At 73.2% G+C, this 22,513-nt stretch carries 17 protein-coding genes and 1 pseudogene; 6 read left to right on the top strand and 12 right to left on the bottom strand.

Annotation, left to right across the window (positions count from 1 at the left end):
• Nucleotides 1-116 precede the first annotated feature (116 nt).
• Nucleotides 117-1,175 carry a PucR family transcriptional regulator gene (locus LN251_RS15390; RefSeq protein WP_458244923.1) on the top strand — a complete coding sequence of 353 codons (1,059 nt, stop codon included), beginning with the start codon at nucleotides 117-119 and terminating at the stop codon, nucleotides 1,173-1,175.
• On the opposite strand, the gene LN251_RS15385 is transcribed toward LN251_RS15390, so the two are convergent.
• The 3 genes from LN251_RS15385 to LN251_RS15375 all read right to left on the bottom strand — a co-directional run bounded on the left by LN251_RS15385 (nucleotide 1,176) and on the right by LN251_RS15375 (nucleotide 6,130).
• Complete coding sequence (locus tag LN251_RS15385) at nucleotides 1,176-4,169, bottom strand: glycine--tRNA ligase (protein ID WP_458244922.1); 2,994 nt, start codon at nucleotides 4,167-4,169, stop codon at nucleotides 1,176-1,178.
• 75 nt (nucleotides 4,170-4,244) lie between these two features.
• Nucleotides 4,245-5,048: a TIGR03943 family putative permease subunit gene (locus LN251_RS15380; RefSeq protein WP_458244921.1), complete on the bottom strand. Its 804-nt coding sequence runs from the start codon at nucleotides 5,046-5,048 to the stop codon at nucleotides 4,245-4,247.
• The gene (locus tag LN251_RS15375) at nucleotides 5,045-6,130 is read right to left on the bottom strand and encodes a permease (protein WP_458244920.1); all 1,086 of its coding nucleotides are present in this window, start codon (nucleotides 6,128-6,130) and stop codon (nucleotides 5,045-5,047) included. The genes LN251_RS15380 and LN251_RS15375 overlap by 4 nt, the downstream gene beginning before the upstream one ends.
• Nucleotides 6,131-6,321: 191 nt before the next feature.
• Between LN251_RS15375 and LN251_RS15370 the strand changes: the two genes are divergently transcribed.
• A complete protein-coding gene (locus LN251_RS15370; protein ID WP_458244919.1) occupies nucleotides 6,322-8,211 on the top strand; it encodes an NAD-binding protein in 1,890 nt (629 codons plus the stop codon).
• A 252-nt stretch (nucleotides 8,212-8,463) separates the two neighbouring features.
• Here the strand turns inward: LN251_RS15370 and LN251_RS15365 are convergent, their stop codons facing one another.
• Nucleotides 8,464-10,284 carry a S9 family peptidase gene (locus tag LN251_RS15365; RefSeq protein WP_458244918.1) on the bottom strand — a complete coding sequence of 607 codons (1,821 nt, stop codon included), beginning with the start codon at nucleotides 10,282-10,284 and terminating at the stop codon, nucleotides 8,464-8,466.
• A 167-nt stretch (nucleotides 10,285-10,451) separates the two neighbouring features.
• On the opposite strand from LN251_RS15365, the gene LN251_RS15360 reads away from it, so the two are divergent.
• Entirely contained in the window at nucleotides 10,452-11,252 is an 801-nt protein-coding gene (locus LN251_RS15360) for an SURF1 family protein (RefSeq protein ID WP_458244917.1), read from the top strand.
• Here LN251_RS15360 and LN251_RS15355 read toward each other — a convergent pair.
• The 4 genes from LN251_RS15355 to LN251_RS15340 form a co-directional block, all read right to left on the bottom strand.
• Nucleotides 11,225-12,391, bottom strand: a complete 1,167-nt coding sequence (locus LN251_RS15355; protein WP_458244916.1) for a hypothetical protein — start codon at nucleotides 12,389-12,391, stop codon at nucleotides 11,225-11,227. The two genes, LN251_RS15360 and LN251_RS15355, sit on opposite strands and share 28 nt — an antisense overlap.
• Nucleotides 12,388-12,963 carry a SigE family RNA polymerase sigma factor gene (locus tag LN251_RS15350; protein WP_200701695.1) on the bottom strand — a complete coding sequence of 192 codons (576 nt, stop codon included), beginning with the start codon at nucleotides 12,961-12,963 and terminating at the stop codon, nucleotides 12,388-12,390. Before LN251_RS15350 ends, LN251_RS15355 begins: the two co-directional genes overlap by 4 nt.
• A gap of 475 nt (nucleotides 12,964-13,438) precedes the next feature.
• Nucleotides 13,439-14,497: an aspartate-semialdehyde dehydrogenase gene (locus LN251_RS15345; protein WP_458244915.1), complete on the bottom strand. Its 1,059-nt coding sequence runs from the start codon at nucleotides 14,495-14,497 to the stop codon at nucleotides 13,439-13,441.
• Nucleotides 14,497-15,768: an aspartate kinase gene (locus tag LN251_RS15340; RefSeq protein ID WP_058924115.1), complete on the bottom strand. Its 1,272-nt coding sequence runs from the start codon at nucleotides 15,766-15,768 to the stop codon at nucleotides 14,497-14,499. The genes LN251_RS15345 and LN251_RS15340 overlap by 1 nt, the downstream gene beginning before the upstream one ends.
• 231 nt (nucleotides 15,769-15,999) lie before the next feature.
• Between LN251_RS15340 and LN251_RS15335 the strand changes: the two genes are divergently transcribed.
• Together LN251_RS15335 and LN251_RS15330 are read left to right on the top strand one after the other, a co-directional pair.
• On the top strand, nucleotides 16,000-16,731 hold the full coding sequence (locus LN251_RS15335; protein WP_458244914.1) for a TSUP family transporter: 732 nt from the start codon (nucleotides 16,000-16,002) through the stop codon (nucleotides 16,729-16,731).
• A gap of 39 nt (nucleotides 16,732-16,770) precedes the next feature.
• On the top strand, nucleotides 16,771-17,607 hold the full coding sequence (locus LN251_RS15330) for a PhzF family phenazine biosynthesis protein (RefSeq protein WP_458244913.1): 837 nt from the start codon (nucleotides 16,771-16,773) through the stop codon (nucleotides 17,605-17,607).
• 25 nt (nucleotides 17,608-17,632) lie between these two features.
• Here LN251_RS15330 and LN251_RS15325 read toward each other — a convergent pair.
• The 3 genes and pseudogenes from LN251_RS15325 to LN251_RS15315 form a co-directional block, all read right to left on the bottom strand.
• A pseudogene (locus LN251_RS15325) lies at nucleotides 17,633-18,290 on the bottom strand (DUF5063 domain-containing protein).
• Nucleotides 18,283-18,882, bottom strand: a complete 600-nt coding sequence (recR, locus tag LN251_RS15320; RefSeq protein ID WP_055536881.1) for a recombination mediator RecR — start codon at nucleotides 18,880-18,882, stop codon at nucleotides 18,283-18,285. The pseudogene LN251_RS15325 and the gene recR overlap by 8 nt, the downstream one beginning before the upstream one ends.
• A gap of 76 nt (nucleotides 18,883-18,958) precedes the next feature.
• The gene (locus LN251_RS15315; protein WP_058924118.1) at nucleotides 18,959-19,303 is read right to left on the bottom strand and encodes a YbaB/EbfC family nucleoid-associated protein; all 345 of its coding nucleotides are present in this window, start codon (nucleotides 19,301-19,303) and stop codon (nucleotides 18,959-18,961) included.
• Between the two features lie 273 nt (nucleotides 19,304-19,576).
• On the opposite strand from LN251_RS15315, the gene LN251_RS15310 reads away from it, so the two are divergent.
• Entirely contained in the window at nucleotides 19,577-20,326 is a 750-nt protein-coding gene (locus LN251_RS15310; RefSeq protein WP_458244912.1) for an SLATT domain-containing protein, read from the top strand.
• Between the two features lie 208 nt (nucleotides 20,327-20,534).
• On the opposite strand, the gene LN251_RS15305 is transcribed toward LN251_RS15310, so the two are convergent.
• Nucleotides 20,535-22,463, bottom strand: a complete 1,929-nt coding sequence (locus LN251_RS15305; protein WP_458244911.1) for a protein kinase domain-containing protein — start codon at nucleotides 22,461-22,463, stop codon at nucleotides 20,535-20,537.
• Nucleotides 22,464-22,513 lie beyond the last annotated feature (50 nt).

Genomic DNA, 22,513 nt, shown 5'->3' with positions numbered 1-22,513 from the left:
TGGTGCGCGCTCTGCGCACGCCCGCGCATTGCCGGTTTCCGGCAGTGTTCACTAGGGTTTCGATGCCGGGGGCGCGCGGGAAACCGTCACCGGCGCGTCAGGGAACGGGGGACGGGGTGGCGGAGCGTGAGACGCCCGGCCAGTATCTGGACGGGTATGCCCAATTGCTGGCGGAGGTGTCGGCGACCGGCCGGCGGCTGACCCGGGACGAGCTGGCGGCCCGGCGCGCGCTGGGCGAGCGGGCCGCCGAGGCCGGTCACGGGCTGCGCGCCCTGATCGTCGCCCATCTCACCGCCGCCCGGACCGCCTGGCCGGCCGCGCCGGGCTCCGCCGACGGCGCGCTCGCCGCCATGACCCAGGTCGTCGACGCCTTCGCCGAGGGCTACGAGCACGCCCAACTGGTCGCCGTACGCCGGGAGGAGGCAGCGCGCCGGGAGTTCATCGACGACCTGCTCCACGGCCGCAGCGACCTCGGGTACCTGGCCGAACGCGCCGAGCGCTTCGGTCTGCGCCTCTCGCACGCCCACGCCGTGGCGGTCGCGCAGGGCCCGACGGCGTACGACGAGGGCGCGCCGGTCCCCCGCCAGGTGGAGCACGCCCTCGACGCCCGCTTCGGCCGGCGCAACATCCTGCTCACCACCAAGGACGGACGGCTGCTGTGCGTCGCGCCCGGCGACCAGGACGAGGTGCTCGCCCACTTCGCCAAGCACGCGTACGCCGCCACGGACGGCTGCCGCGTGGCCATCGGCCGGCCGCAGCAGGGCCCCGGTGGGGTCGTCCAGTCCTACGAGGAGGCCCTCAACACCCTCGAACTGGCCGAGCGGCTCGGGCTGGAGGGGCCGGTGCTGCGCGCCGCCGACATGCTGGTGTACCCGGTCCTCACCCGGGACCGGCAGGCCATGGCCGACCTGGTGCAGGACGCGCTGGGTCCGCTGACCGCGGCGCGCGGTGGTGCGGAGGCGCTGCTGGAGACGCTGAACGTGTACTTCGAGTGCGGGTGCGTCGCCGCGGAGGCCGCGCGCCGGCTGGCGCTGAGCGTGCGGGCGCTGACCTACCGGCTGGCGCGGATCCACCAGCTGACCGGGGCCGATCCGTGCGACCCCGGCCACCGGTACACCCTGCAGACGGCCGTCATCGGGGCCCGCCTGCTGGACTGGCCGGCGAAGTCGCTCTGACTACAGGGCGCTCCAGTCCAGCGTCCGGCTCGTCAGCCGGGCCACGTCCGACAGCAGGGCCAGCCGGGCCGTGCGGATCCCCGGGTCGAGGTCCATGACCAGCACCTCGTTGAAGAAGGCGTCGATCGCCTCGACCAGCGGCGCGGACGCGCCCACCAGCGCGGTGAGGTCGTCCTCTCGGCCCTGGAGGACGCCGCGGACCGCCTCCGTCGCCTCGGCCAGGCGGTGTTCGGCCGGTGCCGTGAGCAACGAGCGGTCGACGTCCTTGAGTTCGTCGGCGGGCAGGATGCGCACCACTCGCTGCAGTGCCGCCACCAGCGCGCCGAACTCGTCGCTCGCCACGTGCTGTTCCAGTGCCGCCAGCACCCGGTCGCCCGTTGCCGGGCGGTCCGCCCACACCCGTACCGCCTGCACCAGACGGTGTTCGTGGCCCGCGTCGGTGAGCTGCTGTTCGTAGCGGCGGGCGATCAACTCGGCCGCCTCGGTGAGGCGTTCGGCAGGGACCTCGATGCCCTGGGCGGTGTAGCGGGCGCCCGCCGCGCGCAGACCGTCGCTCACGCTGACGGCCGCCGCCGCCGGTACCGCGCGCAGCACGTTGACCAGGCCGATGGCCGCCCGGCGCACGCCGAAGGGGTCGGAGCTGCCCGTCGGCACCGCGCCGATCACGAACATGCCGGTCACCAGGTCGAAGCGGTCGGCGAGGGAGAGCACGGCGCCTGCGTCGGAGGCGGGCAGGGCGCCGCCGGCCGAGCGCGGCAGCTCCATCTCCGCCAGCGCCCGCGCGACCTCCTCCGGCTCGCCGGCGCGGCGGGCGTACTCCTCCGCCATCACCCCGGCCAGCCCGGAGAACTCGACGACCATCTGCGAGGCCAGGTCGAACTTGGCCAGCTCGCCGGCGCGCCGGACGGTCGCCGTCGTGTCCTCGGCGAGGCCCGCACGGCTTGCCAGTTCCAGGCCCAGGGCGGCGATGCGCGTGGCGCGGTCGGCGACCGTGCCGAGGCGGTCCTCGAAGGTCAGCTGGTCCAGGCGGGCACGGAAGTCGGCGGGCGCCACCTTCAGGTCGGCCCGCCAGAAGAAGGCCGCGTCCTCGTAACGGGCCCGCAGCACCGCCTCGTTGCCCGCCCGCACCACGTCGTCGTCGCAGGCGCCGTTGGCGAAGGTGATGAAGTGCGGCATCAGGCGTTCGCCGTCGAGCACCGGCAGGTAGCGCTGGTGCTTGCGCATCACGGTGGTCAGCACGCTCGCCGGGAGGTCGAGGTAGCGCTCCTCGAAGGAGCCGCGCACCGGGTGCGGGAACTCCAGGATGTCGGTGATCTCGTCGATCAGCCCGGCCTGCCCCGCCGCGTCGATCCGGCCGCCGACCTCGGCCGCCAGCCGCTCGGCGCCGCGCACCACGGCGTCGTAGCGGACCTCGCGCTCCAGGACGATGCCGTGCATCTTCAGGAAGTGGGAGTAGCCCTCGGCGGTCGTCACCTGCACGACCGGGTCGGCGGCGGTGCGGTGGACGCGGGTGGTGGTGCCGGAGGCCAGCGCGGAGACCGTCACGGGCAGCGGGGTGCGGCCGAGCAGGGCCAGCAGCCAGCGGACCGGGCGGGAGAAGGACAGCGCGGGATCGTTCCAGCGCATGTTGCGGGAGGCGCGCAGACCGGAGACGACCTCGGACAGCAGGTCGCTGAGCACCTCGGTGGCCGGGCGGCCCGGCTCCTCGCGGGTGACGGCGACGTAGTCGGTGCCCTTGACGGTGACCGTCCGGACGGCGTCGGGCTCGACGCCCTGGCTGCGGGCGAAGCCCAGCAGGGCCTGCGTCGGGGCGCCGTCCTTGTAGGCGGCCGCGGCCTTCGGCCCGCGCACGGTCTTCTCGGTGTCCGCCTCGCGCGGCTCCACCCGCTCGACGGTGACGACGACCCGGCGTGGGGTGGCCATCACGTTGATCTGGCCGTGCCGGAGGCGGGTCGCGGCCAGCTTGGCGGTGACCGACTCGCGCACCGCGTCGGTGGTGGCGACGACGTCGGCGTACGGCAGTTCCTCCAGGCCGATCTCGAACAGCAGCGTCTCGGTGCCGGGCACGGTGGGCAGCGGGGCGCGCACGGCCGGGGCGGCCTCGGGGGCGACGCCGAGCGGGTGGCCGAGGGCGGTGCGGCGGGCGGCCCACAGCTTGGCCGACTCGTGTGTCAGGCCGCGCATCAGGGAGAACGCCTTGGCGCGCTCGGTGGTGCTGATCGCGCCGCGCGCGTCGAGGACGTTGAAGGTGTGGCTGCACTTGAGGACGTACAGGTACGCCGGGACCGGCAGCTCCAGGTCGAGCAGGCGCCGCGCCTCGGCCGCGTACGCCTCGAACAGCTTGTGGTTGGTGTCGACGTCGGCGTCGTCGAGGTAGTAGCGGCTCATCTCGTACTCGCTCTGGCCGAACACCTCGCCGTAGGTGATGCCGGGCGCGTAGGCGATGTCCTTGAAGTGGGAGACGCCCTGGAGGTTCATCAGGATGCGTTCCAGGCCGTACGTGATCTCCACCGAGACGGGGTTCAGGGAGACGCCGCCGACCTGCTGGAAGTAGGTGAACTGGGTGATCTCCATGCCGTCCAGCCACACCTCCCAGCCCAGTCCCCAGGCGCCGAGCGCGGGCGAGGCCCAGTTGTCCTCGACGAACCGGATGTCGTGGGCGGTCAGGTCGACGCCGAGCGCCGCGAGGCTGCCGAGGTAGAGCTCCTGCGGGTTGCCCGGATCGGGCTTGAGGATCACCTGGAACTGGGTGTGCGTCTGCAGCCGGTTGGGGTTCTCGCCGTAGCGGGAGTCGTCCGGGCGCACGCTGGGCTCGACGTAGGCGACGCTCCACGGCTCGGGGCCGATGACCCTGAGCGCCGTGGACGGGTTGGCCGTACCCGCGCCGACCTCCGTGTTCAACGGCTGCGTGATCATGCAGCCGTTGGCGCTCCAGTAGTTCTGGAGCGTGAGGATGGCGTCCTGCATCGTCAGCGGGGTCTGGCCGGTCGTCATGGGGCGCATGATGTCACAGGGCCGAATTCGGTGACCTGCTGTTTCTCGGTGCGGACGGCGCGGCGGACAGGCGCGTCAGGTGTTCCAGCTCTCGTCGTACGGGTCCTTCGGCGTCGCCACCGGGGCCGCGGAGGCCACCTTCACATAGGGGACGGGGCCGCCGTTCACCGGGTCCCTGGTCTGCCGGGCGGTGTAACTCCCCGTGATCTCAAGCCACTTGTCGGGTTGCAGAACCGGAGGGATCTTGCCGGTCAGGGCGATCTTCACCGGCTGGGCGTCGGCGGCGCAGCAGTTGAGGGCCATGCGGACGAGGTAGGGGGCGCCGGAGCGGTCGAGGGCGACGAAGCCGGTGACCTTGATCTCACGGCCCTTGAGGTTTCGGCCGTGGTCGTAGACGGCGCGGGTGGCGTAGTCGACGACGTTGAGGTCGAGCGGGCCGGTGGCGGGCAGCTTGCCGTAGCCGTACGGCTGCTGCAGGGCCGTACCGGTGCGCATCGCGCTGTAGGAGCCGAGGGCCGGCGGGGCGACGAGGATGAGGGCGAGGAGGGGCAGGACGAGCAGCCAGGAGATGCGGGGTTCGGGGTGGGTGTGGGCGTGGTCGTGGTCGTCGTGCGCGTCCTCGGCGTCGTGCCCGTGGTCGTCCTGCGCGTCCCCGGCGTCGTGCCCGTGGTCGTCCTGCGCGTCCCCGGCATGGTCTGTGCGGCCCCGCCACTCGTACCAGACCGTCGCCAGCGCCGCCACGATCAGCACCGCGCCGGAGGCCAGCAGCAGGGGTTGCAGTCCCGCCTTGACGTAGCGCAGGTAGAGGTCGGTGACGCCGGCGTGCAGCAGGGCCGCGCCGGTCAGGAACAGGACCGCCGCCTGTGCCTGCCGGTTCACAGCAGCACCGCCCCGGTCAGCACCGCGCCCAGGATCGCCAGGACGAAGGTGGCGGGGGCGAAGCGCAGGGCGAAGCCGCGGCCGAAGGTGCCCGCCTGCATCGCGAACAGCTTGAGGTCGATCATCGGTCCCACCACCAGGAACGCCAGCTTGGCCGTCAGGGAGAACTGCGTCAGCGACGCCGCCACGAACGCGTCCGCCTCCGAGCAGATGGACAGCAGGACCGCGAGGACGGCCAGCGCGAGGATCGCCACCAGCGGGTTCTCCGCCGCCGTGCGCAGCCAGCTCGCCGGGGCCACCGCCTTGAGCGTCGCGGCGGCCATCGCACCCAGCACCAGGAAGCCGCCCGCGTGCATCACGTCGTGCCGGACCGAGTTCCAGAAGGCGGCGCCCTTGCTCGGGCCCTCGTAGTGGGAGCGCTGCGGTGTGCGCAGCCAGTCCGTGCGGCCCAGGCGCTGCCACAGCCAGCCCATCACGCACGACACGAGCAGGCTGGCGACGAACCGGCCCACGACCATCTCCGGGTTGCGGGGGAAGGCCACCGCGGTCGCCGTCAGCACGATCGGGTTGATCGCCGGGGCGGACAGCAGGAAGGCCAGTGCCGCCGCCGGGGTCACGCCCCGGCGCACGAGTGCCCCGGCCACCGGCACGGACGCGCACTCGCAGCCCGGCAGCAGCGCGCCCGCCATGCCGGCGACCGGCACCGCGAGGGCGGGCCGGCCGGGCAGCGCCCGCGCGAAGAACGCCGGCGGCACGAACACCGCGATGGCCGCCGAGAGCAGCACGCCGAGCACGAGGAAGGGCAGCGCCTGCACGAGCACGGCGACGAACACCGTCATCCAGCTCTGCATGACGGGTGCGTCGAGGGCGCCGCGGATGGGTCCCTGCAGCAGCACCAGCGTCAGCAGGAGCATGGTGAGGATCAGCGGCGACCGGGACTCCGATGCCTTCCCGGACGCCGAGGGGGCCTCGACGGCCGGCGCGGCCGGCGCGGCCGGCGCGGCCGGCTGCGGTCCCTTGGTGTCGCGTGGCGGCTCGTGGGCGGTGTCCGGGCCCGTCGGGGCTGGTCTGGTGATGGCCACGGGCGGGGTACCTCCGGTGCTGCGCTGCGGCGTGCGCTCGTCCTGCTCCCCCTCAGTACGGCGGCAACGCCGTGGACGTTCAGTGACCGTAGGGGTTCTTCACTGGAACCACCCGTCCCGGTGGGGCAGTCTTTCCCCTCGTGGCGAGCGTTCCGAATCAAGGTCAGCCGGACGGTGGCGGATCCGCGCACATGGTGGTCTGCGGTGACGACGGGCTGGCCCACCGGCTGGCCGCCGAACTGCGCGGTGTCTACGGCGAACAGGTCACCCTCGTCGTCCCGCCCTCCGAACGCGGTGTCCGGCTGCCGGTGGTGGGCCGGGCCCGCGCGACGACGACGGCACTGCTCGACCGGGTGACCGCGGCGGTGGGCCGCGGCGGGGTGGGCAGCGCCGAACCCGTCGGCGCCCAGCAGGTCGTCGAGGCCGCCGAGGCGACCGAGACCGTGCTCGCCGAGGCCGGTGTGGAACGGGCCGCCGCGCTCGCCCTCGTCTACGACGACGACGAGACCAACATCCGCGCCGCCCTCACCGCCCGCCGTCTCAACCCCCGGCTGCGGCTCGTGCTGCGCCTGTACAACCGGCGGCTCGGCCAGCACATCGAGGAACTCCTCGACCAGGCCGCCGCGTTGGCCGCGGGCGGCGGTGACGCCGCCGGCTTCGACACCTCCACGACCGTGCTGTCCGACGCCGACACGGCCGCGCCCGCGCTGGCCGCCACCGCCGTCGCCGGCACCAGCAAGGTCGTCCAGACCGACGGGCTGCTGCTGCGCGCGGTCGAGCGCACGCCGCGCCCCGGTCAGCTCCCGGCGCCGGGGCTGGCCACGCTGGCGGTGCTCTCCAGCAACGACCCGGCCGGCGCCGGCGTCGGACTCGCCGCCGACCAGGAGCCGTTGCTGCTGCCGGACGCGGCGGCGGTACGGGGCGCGACCGGCCGCGGGACGGTGGTGCTGGAGCAGGTGTCGTACTCCGGGCCCGCGCTGCCGCCGGCCCGGGGCGCCGTGCCGTTCGCGTCGCTGTTCTCGCGGCGGCTGCGGTGGTCGCTGGCGGGCATGGTGGCGTGCGTGATCGCCCTCGCCATCGCCCTGTCGGCGGTGACCGGGATGCACCCGCTGCGCGCCTTCTACCTGACCCTGCTGGACCTCTTCGCCATCGACGACCCCGCCATCGGGCAGCCCGTCGGCCGTCAGATCCTCCAACTGCTGTCCGGACTGGTGGGGTTGCTGCTGCTGCCGGTGCTGCTGGCCGCGGTCCTGGAGGCGCTGGGCACCTTCCGTACGACCTCCGCGCTGCGCAAGCCGCCGCGCGGGCTGAGCGGGCATGTCGTCCTCCTCGGGCTGGGCAAGATCGGCACGCGGGTGCTGACCCGGCTGCGGGAACTGCAGATCCCGGTGGTGTGCGTCGAGTCCGACCCCGATGCGCGAGGCCTGGCCACGGCCCGGCGGCTGCGGGTGCCCGTCGTCCTCGGCGACGTCACCCAGGAGGGCGTCCTGGAGGCCGCCAAGATCCACCGGGCGGAGGCGCTGCTCGCGGTGACCAGCGCGGACACGACGAACCTGGAGGCCGCGCTGTACGCCCGGTCCGTGCGGCCCGATCTGCGGGTGGTGCTGCGGCTGTACGACGACGACTTCGCGACCGCCGTGTACCGGACGCTGCGGGCCGCCCATCCGCGGGCGTCCACGCGGAGCCGGAGCGTGTCCCACCTGGCCGCTCCCGCGTTCGCCGGGGCGATGATGGGGCGCCAGATCCTGGGGGCGATCCCGGTGGAGCGGCGGGTGCTGCTGTTCGCCGCGGTGGATGTGGACGGGCATCCGCAGTTGGAGGGCAAGACGGTCGGGGAGGCGTTCCGGGCGGGGGCGTGGCGGGTGCTGGCGCTGGAGCGGGGAGTGGTGGCGGCGGGGCGGGAGGAACCGGCCGCGGAGGAGGCGTACGAGGACGCGCGGGCCGGTGCGGGTGGGGGGCTGGTGTGGGATCTGGACGACGCGTATGTGCTGCGGAAGTCGGATCGGGTGGTGATGGCGGCGACGCGGGTGGGGTTGGCGGAGTTGCTGGGGCGGCGGCGGTGGGAGCCGGCGGGGGCGTGAGTGGTGCGGGGATCAGGGCGGGGCGGGTTGGCGTGCCGGCGACCGGCGTCGGGGTGGGCCGGGGGTGGGTTTCGCTCGCCCGCGCTTGCGGGGTGCCGCCGCGCCCACCCGTGCCGCCCCAGCGGCACGACTGCCCGCGGCTACGGCGGCTGGGGCGCTGCGGCTGAGGCGGCCTGGCTGGACGACTGGACGACTGGACGCGGCTGAGGCGGCCTGGCTCCCCCGGCTGGGCGGCTGGGCGGCTGGACGTGGTTATGCGCGTCCCAGGTGGTGCTGGGCGAAGTCCAGTTCCAGGCGTACCTGCTTGATGCGTTCGTCGACCACCAGGGAACCGTGGCCCGCGTCGTAGCGGTAGACCTCGTGGACCGCGTTTCTGGCCTCCAGGCGTTTGACGTAGTTCTCGATCTGGCGGATCGGGCAGCGGGGGTCGTTGACGCCGGCCGAGATGTAGACCGGGGCGGTGACCTTGTCCACGTAGGTCAGGGGCGAGGACGCCTCGAAGCGCTCGGGGACCTCCTCCGGGGTGCCTCCCAGCAGGGTGCGGTCCATGGCCTTCAGCGCTTCCATCTCGTCGTGGTAGGCCGTGACGTAGTCGGCGACCGGGACCGCGGCGATGCCCAGGGTCCAGGCGTCCGGCTGGGTGCCCAGGCCGAGGAGGGTGAGGTAGCCGCCCCAGGAACCGCCGGTGAGGACGAGCCGGTCGGGGTCGGCGAGGCCGGAGGCCACCGCCCAGTCGCGGACCGCCGCGACGTCCTCCAGCTCGATCAGGCCGACGCGGTGCTTGAGGGCGTCGGTCCAGGCGCGGCCGTAGCCCGTGGAGCCGCGGTAGTTGACGCGGATCACCGCGTAGCCGTGGTCGGCCCAGGCCGCCGGGCCCGCCGCGAACGCGTCGCTGTCGTGCCAGGTGGGTCCGCCGTGGATGTCGAACACGGTCGGCAGCGGGCCGGTGGCTCCGGCCGGCTTCTGCACCAGGGCGTGGATGCGGCCACCGGGGCCGTCCACCCAGACGTCCTCCACCGGCACCGAGCCCGGGGACTTCATGCCGGGCGGGTCGAGGACCACCTCGCCGGTCGTGGAGCGCACCGCCGGGGGCTCGGCGGCCGAGGACCACAGGTACTCCACGCTGCCGTCGGGGCGGGCCGAGGCGCCGGAGACGGTGCCGGGCGGGGTGGGGATGCGCTCCAGGGCGCGGCCGGCCAGGTCGTAGCGGAAGAGCTCGCTGCGCGCCTCGAAGCTGTGCACGACGAGCAGGCCCGAGCCGTCCGGGTACCACTCGGCGCTCACGTCGCCGGGCAGGTCCAGGGCGAGGTCGGTCTCCTCGCCGGTCGCCACGTCCCACACCAGCGGCTCCCAGCGGCCCCGGCGCTGGTGGCCGATGAGCAGGCGGGTGTCGCCGTCGACCGGGGCGAAGCCCAGCACCTCCAGGCCTAGCTCCCGCGTGCCGTCCTTGGTGTCGTCGAGCTCGGCGACCTTGGTGCCGTCGGGGCGCAGGACGCGCAGCGCCGAGTGCATGGCGTCGCCGTGCTCGGTGTGCTCGATCGCGACGAGGGAGCCGTCGTGGGAGAGGTCGCCGACGCCCGCCGACTCCCGGTGGCGGTAGATCTCCACGGGGGCCGAGCCGGCGCGCACGAGGTGGAGGGTGGTGCCGTCCTCGTCGGTGGAGCGGCCGACGACCGCGGTGTCGCCGTCGCGGCCCAGGGCCAGACCCGCCGGGTAGGAGGCGTCCAGGCCGGGGGCGGCGAGCTCGTCGGGGCCGCCGTCGAAGGACTGTCTGCGCCAGACGCCGAACTCGTCGCCGTCCTTGTCGTCGAACCACCAGATCCACGCGCCGTCCGGGGAGAGCACGCCGTCCGTCGTGCCGTTCGGCCGGTCCGTGACCTGACGCTGAGCGCCCGTGGCCCGGTCCCAGGCGTACAGCTCGTACGTGCCCGTCGCGTTCGACACGAACAAGGAGCGGTCCGGGGCGTCCTCGGCCCAGTCGGGCAGCGACACCCGCGGCGCCCTGAAGCGCTTCTCCCAGTCGGGCATGTCCTCGTTCCGCTTGGGGGCAGCGGACCCGTTGCTCTCAGTCATGGCCCCATACTGCCTGCTCGTAGGGACAATTCGCCGTCGGGGTCCCCAGGCTGTGGACAACTTCTACCGCGCCCTTACCGAACACCCGTCCAGGCGCTCGGCCGGTGGGCGCGTCCCGGCGAACCCCGCGGCCGGGTACGGTGCGGCCGCCCCGTACCGTGGAAGGCGTGTACCGGTTTCTGCTGACGCCCCGGTGGTGGGGGATCAACGTCTTCGTGCTGCTCGCCATCCCCTTCTGCATCTTCATGGGGTCGTGGCAGCTGAGCCGCTTCGAGGGCCGGGTGCAGGACCACCGCCAGGCGACCGCGCAGGCCGCCGACAGCAGGCGGGAGGCCGCCCGTCCCCTGCGGGAGCTGCTGCCCGTGGACAAGGCCACGTCCGGTCGGCAGGCCATCGCCACCGGCCACTGGGGCAAGCAGCTGCTGGTGCCGGACCGCACCCTGGACGGCAAGCAGGGGTTCTACGTCCTGACGCTCCTGCGCGTCGACGGCGGCAAGGCGCTGCCGGTCGTGCGGGGCTGGCTGCCGGGGTCGGCGGACGCGTCCCGGGCCCCCGCCGCGCCGAGCGGTGAGGTCACCGTCACCGGCGCGCTGCAGGCGTCCGAGACGCCGGGCGACAACGGCGTGAGCGCGCGGGGCGGCCTGCCGGCCGGGCAGACCGCCGCGATCAGCGCGGCGTCGCTGGTGAACCTGGTGCCGTACGACGTGTACGACGCGTGGGTCACCCTGAACAGGGCGGACTCCGGGATGAAGGCAGTGCCGGCGACGGCGCCGGCCGGCTCGGGGCTGGACCTGAAGGCCTTCCAGAACCTCGGTTACACCGGCGAGTGGTTCGTCTTCGCCGGGTTCGTGGTGTTCATGTGGTTCCGGCTGCTGCGCCGGGAGGTGGAGTTCGCCCGCGACGCGGCGATGGGGCTGGTGAGCGAGAGCGAGACCGAGGCTCAGGACCCCGCGAGCAGCCCCGTGTAGTAGACGGTTCCGGCGCACGCGTTCGGCACCGTCGCGGTGGCCGTGGGAGAACCCGCCTGCGTCGTGTGCGACACGATCACGCTGCCGTCCGCCGTGCCGTCGGTCCTGAGCATCTGGGTGGTCACGCCGCTGTCCGTGCCCGTGCCCGTGGACGTGGTTCCGGTGGTGCTGCCGGTGGTCTCGCCCGTGGGGCTCGGGTCGGCGGTGGGGCCGCCGTCCGAGGTGCCGCCGCTGTCGCCGCCGGTGGTGGGGCAGCTCTGGGAGGGCACCCAGGCGAACTTCACCTCGTAGGCCGCGCCGGGCGGCAGGATCAGTGAGGCGACCTCGGTGGACGGGTCGGGCAGTCCGGCCGCCGCGTCGCCGGCGACGTGCCGCATGGTGCTGATCTTCGCGGCGTCCGCGGCGCCCGCCGTCTGGAAGCTCACGGAGCCGAGGCTGTCGACCGTGCAGGAGGTGGTGGAGATGTTCACGACGCGGAAGGTGCCGTACACGGTGCCGGCGGCGTCGGGGGCGGCGGCGCTGCCGGTGGCCTGGCCGAGCTGGTCGGCCGTGCAGACCGGGGCCGACACGGAGGTCGCCGAGGGGTCGGTGCCGGCGGTGCCGCCGGTGGCGGCACCGGAGTTCTTGCCCTTGTCGCCGCCCTTGGTGCCGTTCTTGCCGGGGTTCCCGGACTTGCCGGAGGTGCCTCCGGCGGTGCTCTGGCTGCCGTCGGTCTTTCCCTGGTTCGCCCCTCCCTGGGCCTGTGAGGCCTGCCCGGCGACGGACGGGTTGACGTCCGAGCCGGTGGAGTTGGAGACGTGCACCAGGGCCGGGACGGCGGTGCCGAGGAAGAGGGCCGCGGCGGCCATGCCGACCATCGCCTGCCGCTTGCGGGCGCGTCGGGCGGGCACGGCCCGCCGCAGGTGGTCCAGCGTGCCGTCGCGCGGCTCGACCGTCTGCACCGCCTGGTGCAGCATCCTGCGCAGAGCCAGCTCGTCCGAGTCGAACCCTTCGGGGCTCTGGTCGTCGGGGCCGTGGTTCACAGTTCCGTTCCCAGCGTGCGATTGCGTGTGCTCTTGCTCGTGCGGTTCCGTCGGCTCGTGCCAGGCGAAGGGCTCGTGGCGGTCGCGGGAGTCGGGTCCCTGGGCGTCGCGGTTCATGCCGGCGCCTCCATCGCGACGCGCAGGGCGGCGATGCCGCGGGAGCCGTACGCCTTCACCGAGCCCAGCGATATGCCGAGGGTCTCGGCGACCTGGGCCTCCGTCATGTCCGCGAAGTAGCGCAGGACCAGGACCTCGCGCTGCCGGCGCTGCAGACCCTTCATGGCCTTGATGAGGGAGTCGCGCTCCAGCTGGTCGTACGCCCCCTCCTCCGCGCTCGCCATGTCCGGCATCGGCTTGGACAGCAGCTTCAGGCCCAGGATGCGGCGGCGCAGGGCCGAGCGGGAGAGGTTGACGACCGTCTGCCGCAGGTAGGCGAGCGTCTTCTCCGGGTCGCGGACGCGTTTGCGCGCGGAGTGGACGCGGATGAACGCCTCCTGGACGACGTCCTCGCAGGAGGCGGTGTCGTCGAGCAGGAGTGCGGCCAGGCCCAGCAGCGAGCGGTAGTGCGCGCGGTAGGTCTCGGTCAGGTGGTCGACGGTGGTTCCGGCCGCCACGGCATCCTCGACGCCGTCGCGCTGACTGGGTATGCGGGCGGGCCGCGCTGCGGGCATGGGCGCGATCACCGGCATGCCGCCGGGCGCGCCGGGCATGCGGGGTCGGCTGCGTGTCGCAGCGGTGAAGTCGAGAACCTGGGCCACGTCAGTTGGACACGCTTCCCCCCGTGAAGGTTGTACGTGCCGGGCGTCACTTTCGCGTCATGTGCCGCGACCGGCCGTCTCGCGTCAGGCAGCACAACCGACCGTGCGTCAAACGCCCTCATGCCTACCCGCTCTTCCCCTATGTCCTGAATGTTCGAGGTGTCCCCACACCTCGCACCGCGCCCCCGCCGACTCCCGGGGGGCGTTCGACCCCCTGGAGGACGTTCGGCCCCCTGAAGGGCGTTCGCAAAGACGCTCCCCGCCCTTCGCGCGGTTGCGGAAAGACGGGGAGGAAAATCTTCGGACGCCGACCGGGTCCACAGCAAGTGGTCCGGACCATGGACCGGCTCACACTTCGTTCACAGATCATACAAACCGCCCCGGACCCGTCCCCGGGGCGCCCGCGTCACACCCGCTCGGCGGCCACCAGCTCGGCGATCTGGGCGGTGTTCAGGGCCGCGCCCTTGCGCAGGTTGTCCCCGCAGACGAACAGTTCGAGCGCGGTCGGATCGTCCAGCGCGCGCCGCACCCGGCCCACCCAGGTCGGGTCGGTGCCCACCACGTCGGCGGGCGTGGGGAACTCGCCGGCGGCCGGGTCGTCGAACAGCACGACGCCGGGCGCGGTGGCCAGGATCTCGCGGGCCCCCTCCACCGTGACCTCGCCCTCGAAGCGGGCGTGGACGGTCAGGGAGTGCGTGGTGACGACCGGGACCCGTACGCAGGTGACAGCGACCGAAAGGGCGGGCAGCCCGAGGATCTTGCGGGTCTCGTCCCGCACCTTCATCTCCTCCGACGACCAGCCGTCCTCGCGCAACGACCCGGCCCACGGTACGACGTTCAGCGCGACCGGCTCCGGGAAGGGCCCGGTGTCGTCGCCGACGGCCCGCCGCAGGTCACCGGGGTGCGTCCCCAGCTCCGTGCCGGCCACCAGGGACAGCTGCCGGCGGAGCGTGTCGACACCGGCGCGGCCGGCCCCGCTCACCGCCTGGTACGAGGACACCACCAGCTCGCGCAGCCCGAACTCGGCGTGCAGCGCGCCGAGCGCCACGATCATCGACAGCGTCGTGCAGTTGGGGTTGGCGATGATCCCGCGCGGCCGGCGGCGGGCGCAGTGCGGATTGACCTCGGGGACGACCAGCGGGACCTCGGGGTCCATCCGGAAGGCGCCCGAGTTGTCCACCACGACCGCGCCCTTGGCGGCGGCGAGGGGCGCCCACCGCTCGGCGACCTCGTCCGGCACGTCGAACATGGCGACGTCGACCCCGTCGAAGGCCTCCTCGGTCAGCGCCACCACCTCGACCTGCTCGCCGCGCACGGCCAGCTTGCGGCCGGCGGAGCGCGGCGAGGCGATCAGACGGATCTCGCCCCAGATGTCCGCATGCTGGGACAGGATCTGGAGCATGACCGTGCCGACGGCCCCGGTCGCGCCCACGACCGCGAGCGTCGGCCGTCCGGTCCCAGACATCAGCGGCCGGTGCCCCCGTAGACGACGGCCTCGTCGCTGTCGGAGTCCAGCCCGAAGGCGGTGTGCACGGCGCGCACGGCGTCGTTGACGTCGTCGGCGCGGGTGACGACCGAGATGCGGATCTCGGAGGTCGAGATCAGCTCGATGTTCACGCCCGCGTCGGACAGCGCCTCGAAGAAGGCCGCGGTGACGCCCGGGTTGGTCTTCATGCCGGCGCCGACCAGGGAGATCTTGCCGATCTGGTCGTCGTAGCGCAGCGAGTCGAAGCCGATGCCGACCTTGGCCTTCTCCAGGGCGTCGATGGCCTTGCGGCCCTCGGTCTTGGGAAGCGTGAAGGAGATGTCGGTGAGTCCGGTGGACGCGGCCGACACGTTCTGCACGACCATGTCGATGTTGATCTCGGCGTCGGCGATGGCGCGGAAGATGACGGCGGCCTCGCCCGGCTTGTCCGGTACACCGACGACCGTGACCTTGGCCTCCGAGGTGTCGTGCGCGACACCGGAGATGATGGCCTGCTCCACCTTCTTGTCCCCAATCGGCTCACTGCTGACCCAGGTGCCCTGCAGCCCGCTGAAGCTGGACCGGACGTGGATCGGGATGTCGTAACGGCGGGCGTACTCCACACAGCGGTGGAGCAGCACCTTGGAGCCGGACGAGGCCAGCTCCAGCATGTCCTCGAAGGAGATCCAGTCGATCTTCTTCGCCTTCTTCACCACGCGCGGGTCGGCGGTGAACACGCCGTCGACGTCGGTGTAGATCTCGCACACCTCGGCGTCGAGGGCCGCGGCCAGCGCGACCGCCGTGGTGTCGGAGCCACCGCGCCCGAGGGTCGTGATGTCCTTCTTGTCGGCGCTGACGCCCTGGAAACCGGCGACGATGGCGATGTTGCCCTCGTCCAGGGCCGTACGGATACGGCCGGGCGTCACGTCGATGATCCGGGCTTTGTTGTGGACGGAGTCGGTGATGACGCCCGCCTGGCTGCCGGTGAAGCTCTGGGCCTCGTGGCCCAGGTTTTTGATCGCCATGGCCAGCAGTGCCATGGAGATCCGCTCTCCGGCGGTCAGCAGCATGTCGAACTCCCGCCCGGCAGGCATGGGAGAAACCTGCTCGGCGAGATCGATCAGCTCGTCCGTCGTGTCGCCCATCGCGGAAACGACGACAACCACCTGGTTGCCGTTCTTCTTCGCTTCCACGATCCGCTTGGCGACGCGCTTGATGCCTTCGGCATCGGCTACGGAGGAGCCTCCGTACTTCTGCACGACAAGGCCCACGTGCGCTCCTCGCTCAGTCCCGTATATGTCGGCTCAGTCTAACGAGCGTCCGAAAATCCCCTCCGCGATATCGCATCGTGAGACCCCGTTCCGCTCGCGTTCCGGACAGCACCTGCCCCCCGAACGTCCGCACCACTCGGAAAGTGCCCCGGGTCACAATCCGCCCGCTCGGAGGCGCCGCCGGATCGCGCCATTGATCGCGGGCACCGCCGCGGGGGAGGATTCCGAGCCGTGACCGAGGGATGGGCCGGCGACGCGCTGCTCGCGGGGATCGTGCTGCTCGGCTCGTCGGTGCAGTGGCTGACCGGCATGGGGTTCGCGCTGGTCGCCGTGCCCGCGCTGGTGCTGCTGCTGGGGCCGGTGAACGGGGTGGTCCTGGCCAACTGCGCCGCGGGCGCCATCAGCGTCGTCGGGCTCGCGGGCGGCTGGCGGCGGGTGCGGGCCGCCGCGATGGTCCCGCTGTGCCTGGCCGCGGCCTGCACGGTCCCGGCCGGGGCCTGGCTGACCCGCCGGCTGCCGCCGCCCGTCCTGCTGTCGGTCACGGGCGCCCTGGTGACCGTCGCCGTGCTGCTGGTGATGCGCGGGGCCCGGGTGACCGCCCTGCGCGGCACGAAGGGCGCCGTCGCCGCCGGTGCGGTCGGCGGGTTCATGAACTCGGCGGCGGGCGTGGGCGGCCCGCCGATCTCCCTGTACGCGCTCAACGCGGGCTGGACGGTACGGGAGTTCGTGCCGAACGCGCAGTTCTACGGCGTGGTGGTGAACGCCTTCTCGGTGGCCGCGAACGGGACGCCCCGACTGGCCGGCGGACAGTGGGCGGCGGTGGCCTGCGCGATGGCGGCCGGCGCGCTCATCGGCAGGTCCCTCGCGGAGCGCATCCCCGAAAGCAGGGCCCGCCTGCTGGTCCTGCTGCTGGCGCTGACCGGCGGGGCGACCGCCCTGGGCAAGGGGCTGTGGGGGCTGTAAAACCCCTCCGGCGTACGGCAGTTCGGATACGGTCGCCCGATGGAGATTCTGCGATACGTGGCCTTCAGCACCGACCCCGCGGGAGGCAACCCGGCGGGCGTGGTGCTGGACGCCACCGGCGTCGACGACGCGACGATGCTGGCGACCGCGGCGGACATCGGCTACTCGGAGACGGCGTTCATGGTGCCGTCGCGGGACGGCGCCCTGGACGTGCGGTACTTCAGCCCCCTCGCCGAAGTGCCCTTCTGCGGTCACGCGACGATCGCGACGGCCGTCGCGCACGCGGAGCGGCACGGCACCGGACGGCTGCGGCTGCGCACGCAGGCGGGCCTCGTCACGGTCACCACCGACCGCACCGCCGACGGCACGCTGGTCGCGACGCTGGTGAGCGTCGCCCCGCGCACGGAACCACTCGAGGAGGCCGAACTGGCCGAACTGCTGGCGAGCCTGGGCTGGGCCCCCGAGGACCTGGACCCGGCGATGCCACCGCGCGCGGCCTTCGCGGGCGCCTGGCATCCGATCCTCGCCACCGCCGACCGGAAGCGGCTGGCGGAGATGCGCTACGACATGGACGCGCTCACCGCCCTCATGGACCGCACCGGCTGGACGACCGTCGACCTGGTCTGGCGGGAGTCCCCCACCGTCTTCCACGCCCGCAACCCGTTCCCGCCCGGCGGTGTCGTCGAGGACCCCGCGACCGGTGCCGCGGCGGCCGCACTCGGCGGCTACCTCCGCGAACTGGGGCTGGTGGCGACGCCCGCGACGGTGACCGTCCACCAGGGCGCGGACATGGGCCGTCCGAGCCTGATCACCGTGACGGTACCGGCGGAGCCGGGCACGGGCATCGGCGTGGCCGGCGCGGCCGTACCGATCTGACCCGGGCCCGGGCACGGGCCCGCAGCTAGCCTCGCCTGATGCCCAGCGGGTCCGCGATCTCCTCCGCCATCACCTTGCCCGCCTCGAACTCCAGGGTCTCGTCGCCCATGCTCTGGTCCGTGTCCAGGCCGTCCAGTTCTTCCAGGGGCTGGTTGAGGCGGACGTGGATGAGGACGGACTGCAGGGCGCGCAGGGCGGCGGAGGGCCGTGGAGCCCCAGTTGGAGAAGTAGGAGAACTGCCACCACCACAGGGCCTCCGTGACACGGCCGGCGCGGTAGTGGGCCATGCCGTGGCGCAGGTCGGTGATGACGTCGGCGATGTCGTCGGAGAGCCGGGCCGGCACCGGGGCCTTGCGGGGCTCGTAGGGGTCGAAGACCTCGGAGTAGACGTCGACCGGGTCCAGCAGGCGGGCGAGGTTCTCGCGGAGCTCGTCCACGTCGGCGTCCGGGCCCGTGTCCGGCTCGTAGCGCTCGTCGGGGACGATGTCCTCGTGCGCGCCGAGGCGGCCGCCGGCCAGCAGCAGCTGGGAGACCTCCAGGAGGAGGAAGGGGACCGCCGAGCCGGGCTCGTCGCCCTTGGCCACCTCCGTGACGGCCACCAGGAAGCTCTCGACCTGGTCCGCGATCTGGACCGCGAAGTCGTCCGGGTCCTTTGTCGCGTCGTGCAGCGTGGCGTCAGACATCTAGGAGTCGTCTCCCCTCGAAGGCGCGACCGAGGGTCACCTCGTCCGCGTATTCCAGGTCGCCACCCACCGGGAGGCCGCTGGCCAGGCGGGTGACCTTGAGGCCCATGGGTTTGATCATTCGGGCGAGGTACGTCGCCGTGGCCTCGCCCTCCAGATTCGGGTCCGTGGCCAGGATCAGTTCCGTGACCGTGCCGTCGGCCAACCGCGCGAGGAGCTCCCGGATGCGCAGGTCGTCGGGGCCCACGCCCTCGATGGGGCTGATGGCCCCGCCCAGCACGTGGTAGCGGCCGCGGAACTCGCGGGTGCGCTCGATCGCGACCACGTCCTTCGGCTCCTCCACCACGCAGATGACGGAGGGGTCGCGGCGGGTGTCGCGGCAGATGTTGCACAGCTCCTCCTGCGCGACGTTGCCGCACGTCGCGCAGAAGCGGACCTTCGCCTTGACCTCCATCAGAGCCTGGGCGAGGCGCCGTACGTCCGTCGGCTCCGCCTGCAGGATGTGGAAGGCGATCCGCTGGGCGCTCTTGGGACCGACGCCGGGCAGCCGTCCCAGCTCGTCGATGAGGTCCTGGACCACGCCTTCGTACAACGGATCGCCCTTCCTGGAGTCTTTCAGTTCGTACGGTAGTTGCCCGAGGCCCCGCTTAGAAAGGCGGTGCCGGCTCCTAGAACGGCAGGCCCGGGATGCCGCTGCCGCCGCCGAGGCCCTGGGCCAGCGGGCCGAGCTTCTGCTGCTGCAGGGTCTGGGCGTTCTCGTTGGCGGCCTGGACCGCCGCGACGATCAGGTCGGCGAGGGTCTCGGTGTCCTCCGGGTCCACCGCCTTGGGGTCGATCTTCAGGGCGCGCAGCTCGCCGGAGCCGGTGACGGTGGCCTGCACCAGGCCGCCGCCCGCCTGCCCGTCGACCTCGGTCTGCGCCAGTTCCTCCTGCGCCCGCTGCAGGTCCTGCTGCATCTTCTGGGCCTGCTGGAGCAGCTGCTGCATGTTGGGCTGGCCACCACCGGGAATCACGATTCAGCTCCTGGTTTCGTCGTTTCATCCGTTGTGCTTTTCCGTTGTGCACGAGCCTACGTGGTCCGCGCAGCCATCGCCCCGCCACTCTTTCGAGTGAGATCGTCGCGACTCCCATACCTGATCAAGGCCCCCTTGCGAGCGGAAAAGAGACGAAAGGCAGGCCTTCGCCACCCATTGGGCGGTAGGAAGGGTCCCGCGCCGTCGTCCAATGTCACGCATCGTGAGCGGTCGGCGTCGGTTCGGGATCAGAGGATCAGTAGGGAGTGCCGGGTGGGTCAGCCGGAGATGCAGCCCGAGGGTCCGCCTCAGGACGGGCGGGGCGAGGGCGCGGCCGGGCTGCGGCCGGGCGATCTGGCCGGGCGGTCGCTCCCGCTCGGCGACTGGGGCGAGCCGGCCGAGCGGCTGTACGAGCTGTACCGGTGGGTGGAGCGCGGGGCGATGGAGACGGCGGCCTGGTACCTCGCCGACCGGGTGTGGAAGCGGCGCGGCGCGCGGGCGCTGCGGGCCGGGACGGCGGTGGGGGCGGTCACGGGGGCCGCGCTGCCGCTGCTCGACCTGACCGGGGTGATCGACGGGGGCGCCACCTGGGGATATCTGGCGCTGCTGCTGGCCGTGGCCTGCGTGGCCGTGGACCGGTTCTTCGGGGTGACCTCCGGGTGGATAAGGGACGTGGCCACGGCTCAGGCGGTGACGCGGCGGCTGCAGGCGCTGCAGTTCGAGTGGGCGTCGGAGAGCGTGCGCGAGGTCCTGGGGCCGACCGAGGGGACCGCCGGGGAGGCCGCCGAACGGTGCCTGGCGGTGCTGCGCAGGTTCGCGGAGGACGTGACAGAGGTGGTGCGGACCGAGACGGCCGACTGGATGGTGGAGTTCCGTACGGGGTCGACGCCGATGGGGATCCAGTCGGTGGGCGCGGGGAGCGGCCGCCAGGAGCAGGGTGGGGCGCAGGGGCGGTTGCCGCTGCCGCCCGGTGCCAACTCCCGCCCCAACATGCCGCGCCAGCGGCCGCCGGAGCCGCGGTGAGGGGTGCGGGGTGCGGGGCGGGGGTGCCTTGTCGCCGTGGGGGCGGGGGCCGGTTCGCGGGGGCGGGTGGGGGGTGGCTGGTCGCGCAGTTCCCCGCGCCCCTGAGGGCGTTGGGGTGGCCGGAATGCCTGGAGGGGCCGCGCCCCTGGGGGCGTGCAGGTGCCCGGAGTGTCGAGAGGGGCCGCGCCCCTGAGGCGTGTAGGTGGCCTCAGTCCTTGGTGTACTTCAGCTTCTCTCCGTTGGTGGTGTTCACGCGCTCCAGGGTGCCGTCGGGCAGCATGCTGATCTCGGTGGGGTCGCCCGGCTTGCAGTAGCCGGAGTCGCCGACCGTGACGACGGAGGGGCCGAGCTCCAGCGGGCCGTCGCCGCTCGGGGCCTGGGTCAGCTCGGCCTGGAACACGCAGTGGTAGCTGCCGCTGGAGGTGGGGCCGTCGGCGACGAGGGAGAGGACGTTGTCACCGACCTTGCCCTGCCGGATGGTGATCCGGCGGGTGTTCTCGCCGTCCGCGTTGGTGATCGTGGCGCTCCAGGTGCCGAGGTAGGCGGCGGGCACCGCGCCGTCGGAGGGCGCGGACGTGGTCGGGGAGGCCGAGGTGGGCTGCTGCGTGGTCGGTCCGGGGGTCGTGGGCGCGCCCGTGGAGGACCCCGGGCCGGGCTTGTCGTCGGCCTTGCCGTCGCCGCCGCCGTTCATGATCGCGTACACCGAGCCGCCGGCACCGAGTGCGACGACGAGGGCGACGGCGATGAGCACCGCCGTGGAGCGGCCGCTTCTGTGCGGCGGCTCCTGGGGGACGGTGGTCGACGGGCCGGTGTAGGGGCCGGGCCCGTACGGCGGGGTGGCGCCGAGGGCGCCGTAGGGGCCGGGCTGGTGGGGGTAGCCGTAGCCGGGAGGCTGCTGCTGCGGATAGCCGTAGGCGGGGGGCTGTTGCTGCGGGTAGCCGTAGGCCGGTTGCTGCTGCGCGGTGCCGGGGCCGGGGTGGCTCTGGGGCTGCGGGGTGGGCGGGGGTGTCGGGGTGGTCTGGCCCGCGACCTGCGTCGGCAGGTGGTTCAGGGGCGTGCCGCCGGCCGGCTGTCCGGGCGGCGGCGGCCCGGCGGGCGCGTCGTCGCCGGCGGGAGCGTGCTCGGGCGCGGCCTCGGGCGACGGCGTACCGGGGGACGGTGCCGAGGACGGGTCGACGGCCGTGGCGCCCGCGGCCCAGGCCCCCTCCCCCGTCCGCTCCGGGTCCTCCGTGTCCAGCAACCGCACCGCGTGCCGCCCGAGTTGGGCCACCAGGGCGCTCGGCAGCCACGGGTCCTTGGAGCGGCCGCCCAGCACGGTGTCCTCGGCGCCCGTGCGCTCCAGGACCTGGTCCAGCGTCGGCCGGGCGGCGGGGTCCTTCTTCAGGCAGTCCCGTACGAGGTCGGCGATGCCCTCGGGCACGCCCTCCAGGTCCGGCTCCTCCTGGGCGATGCGGAACATCAGGGCGTGCACACCGCTGTTGGCGGTGCCGAAGGGCAGGGCGCCGGTGGCGGCGTACGCCAGGACGGAGCCGAGGCAGAAGACGTCGCAGGCGGGCGTGATCCGGTCACCGCGCACCTGCTCGGGCGCCATGAAGCCGGGTGACCCGACGAGCGCGCCGGTCCGGGTGAGTCCGCCGTCGGTGACGGTCTCCAGTGCCCGGGCGATGCCGAAGTCGATGACCCGCGGGCCGTCGATGGTCACCAGCACGTTGGAGGGCTTGAGGTCCCGGTGCACGATCCCGGCGGCGTGGATGTCCTTCAGGGCGTGGGCGAGCCCCGCCGCGAGGATGCGCACCGACCGCTCGGGCAGCGCCCCGTGGTCGTGTCCGACGACCTGCTGCAGGCTCGGCCCGGCGACGTACCCGGTGGCGACCCAGGGGACGGCGGCCTCGGTGTCGGCGTCCAGCACCGGTGCTGTCCAGTACCCGCCGACCTGCCGCGCGGCCTGCACCTCCTGCCGGAACCGGGCCCGGAACTCCTCCTGCGCCGCCAGTTCCCGGCGCACCAGCTTCACGGCGACGGTACGACCGCGCTCCGACCGGGCGAGGTACACGAACCCCATCCCGCCCGCGCCCAGCCGCGCCAGCAGCCGGTATGCCCCGATCTGTCGCGGGTCGCCCGCCCCGAGCTTCTCCATCCCCGGCCCCCCGAAATCCCCCGATACCTGTGGAACGTGCCCACGATAGT

The sequence above is a fragment of the Streptomyces sp. MAI_2237 genome (assembly GCF_054189285.1).
The sequence above is the reverse complement of the archived record's forward strand: the minus strand, read 5'-3'. Positions and strand labels throughout refer to the sequence as shown.

Coding starts and splice junctions, on each gene's coding strand:
- LN251_RS15370 (WP_458244919.1), top strand. CDS start 6,322: ATGGTGGTCTGCGGTGACGACGGGCTGGCCCACCGGCTGGCCGCCGAA.
- LN251_RS15345 (WP_458244915.1), bottom strand. CDS start 14,497: ATGTCTGGGACCGGACGGCCGACGCTCGCGGTCGTGGGCGCGACCGGG.
- LN251_RS15365 (WP_458244918.1), bottom strand. CDS start 10,284: ATGACTGAGAGCAACGGGTCCGCTGCCCCCAAGCGGAACGAGGACATG.
- LN251_RS15330 (WP_458244913.1), top strand. CDS start 16,771: ATGGAGATTCTGCGATACGTGGCCTTCAGCACCGACCCCGCGGGAGGC.
- LN251_RS15350 (WP_200701695.1), bottom strand. CDS start 12,963: ATGCCGGTGATCGCGCCCATGCCCGCAGCGCGGCCCGCCCGCATACCC.
- LN251_RS15355 (WP_458244916.1), bottom strand. CDS start 12,391: ATGAACCGCGACGCCCAGGGACCCGACTCCCGCGACCGCCACGAGCCC.
- LN251_RS15385 (WP_458244922.1), bottom strand. CDS start 4,169: ATGACGACCGGCCAGACCCCGCTGACGATGCAGGACGCCATCCTCACG.
- LN251_RS15305 (WP_458244911.1), bottom strand. CDS start 22,463: ATGGAGAAGCTCGGGGCGGGCGACCCGCGACAGATCGGGGCATACCGG.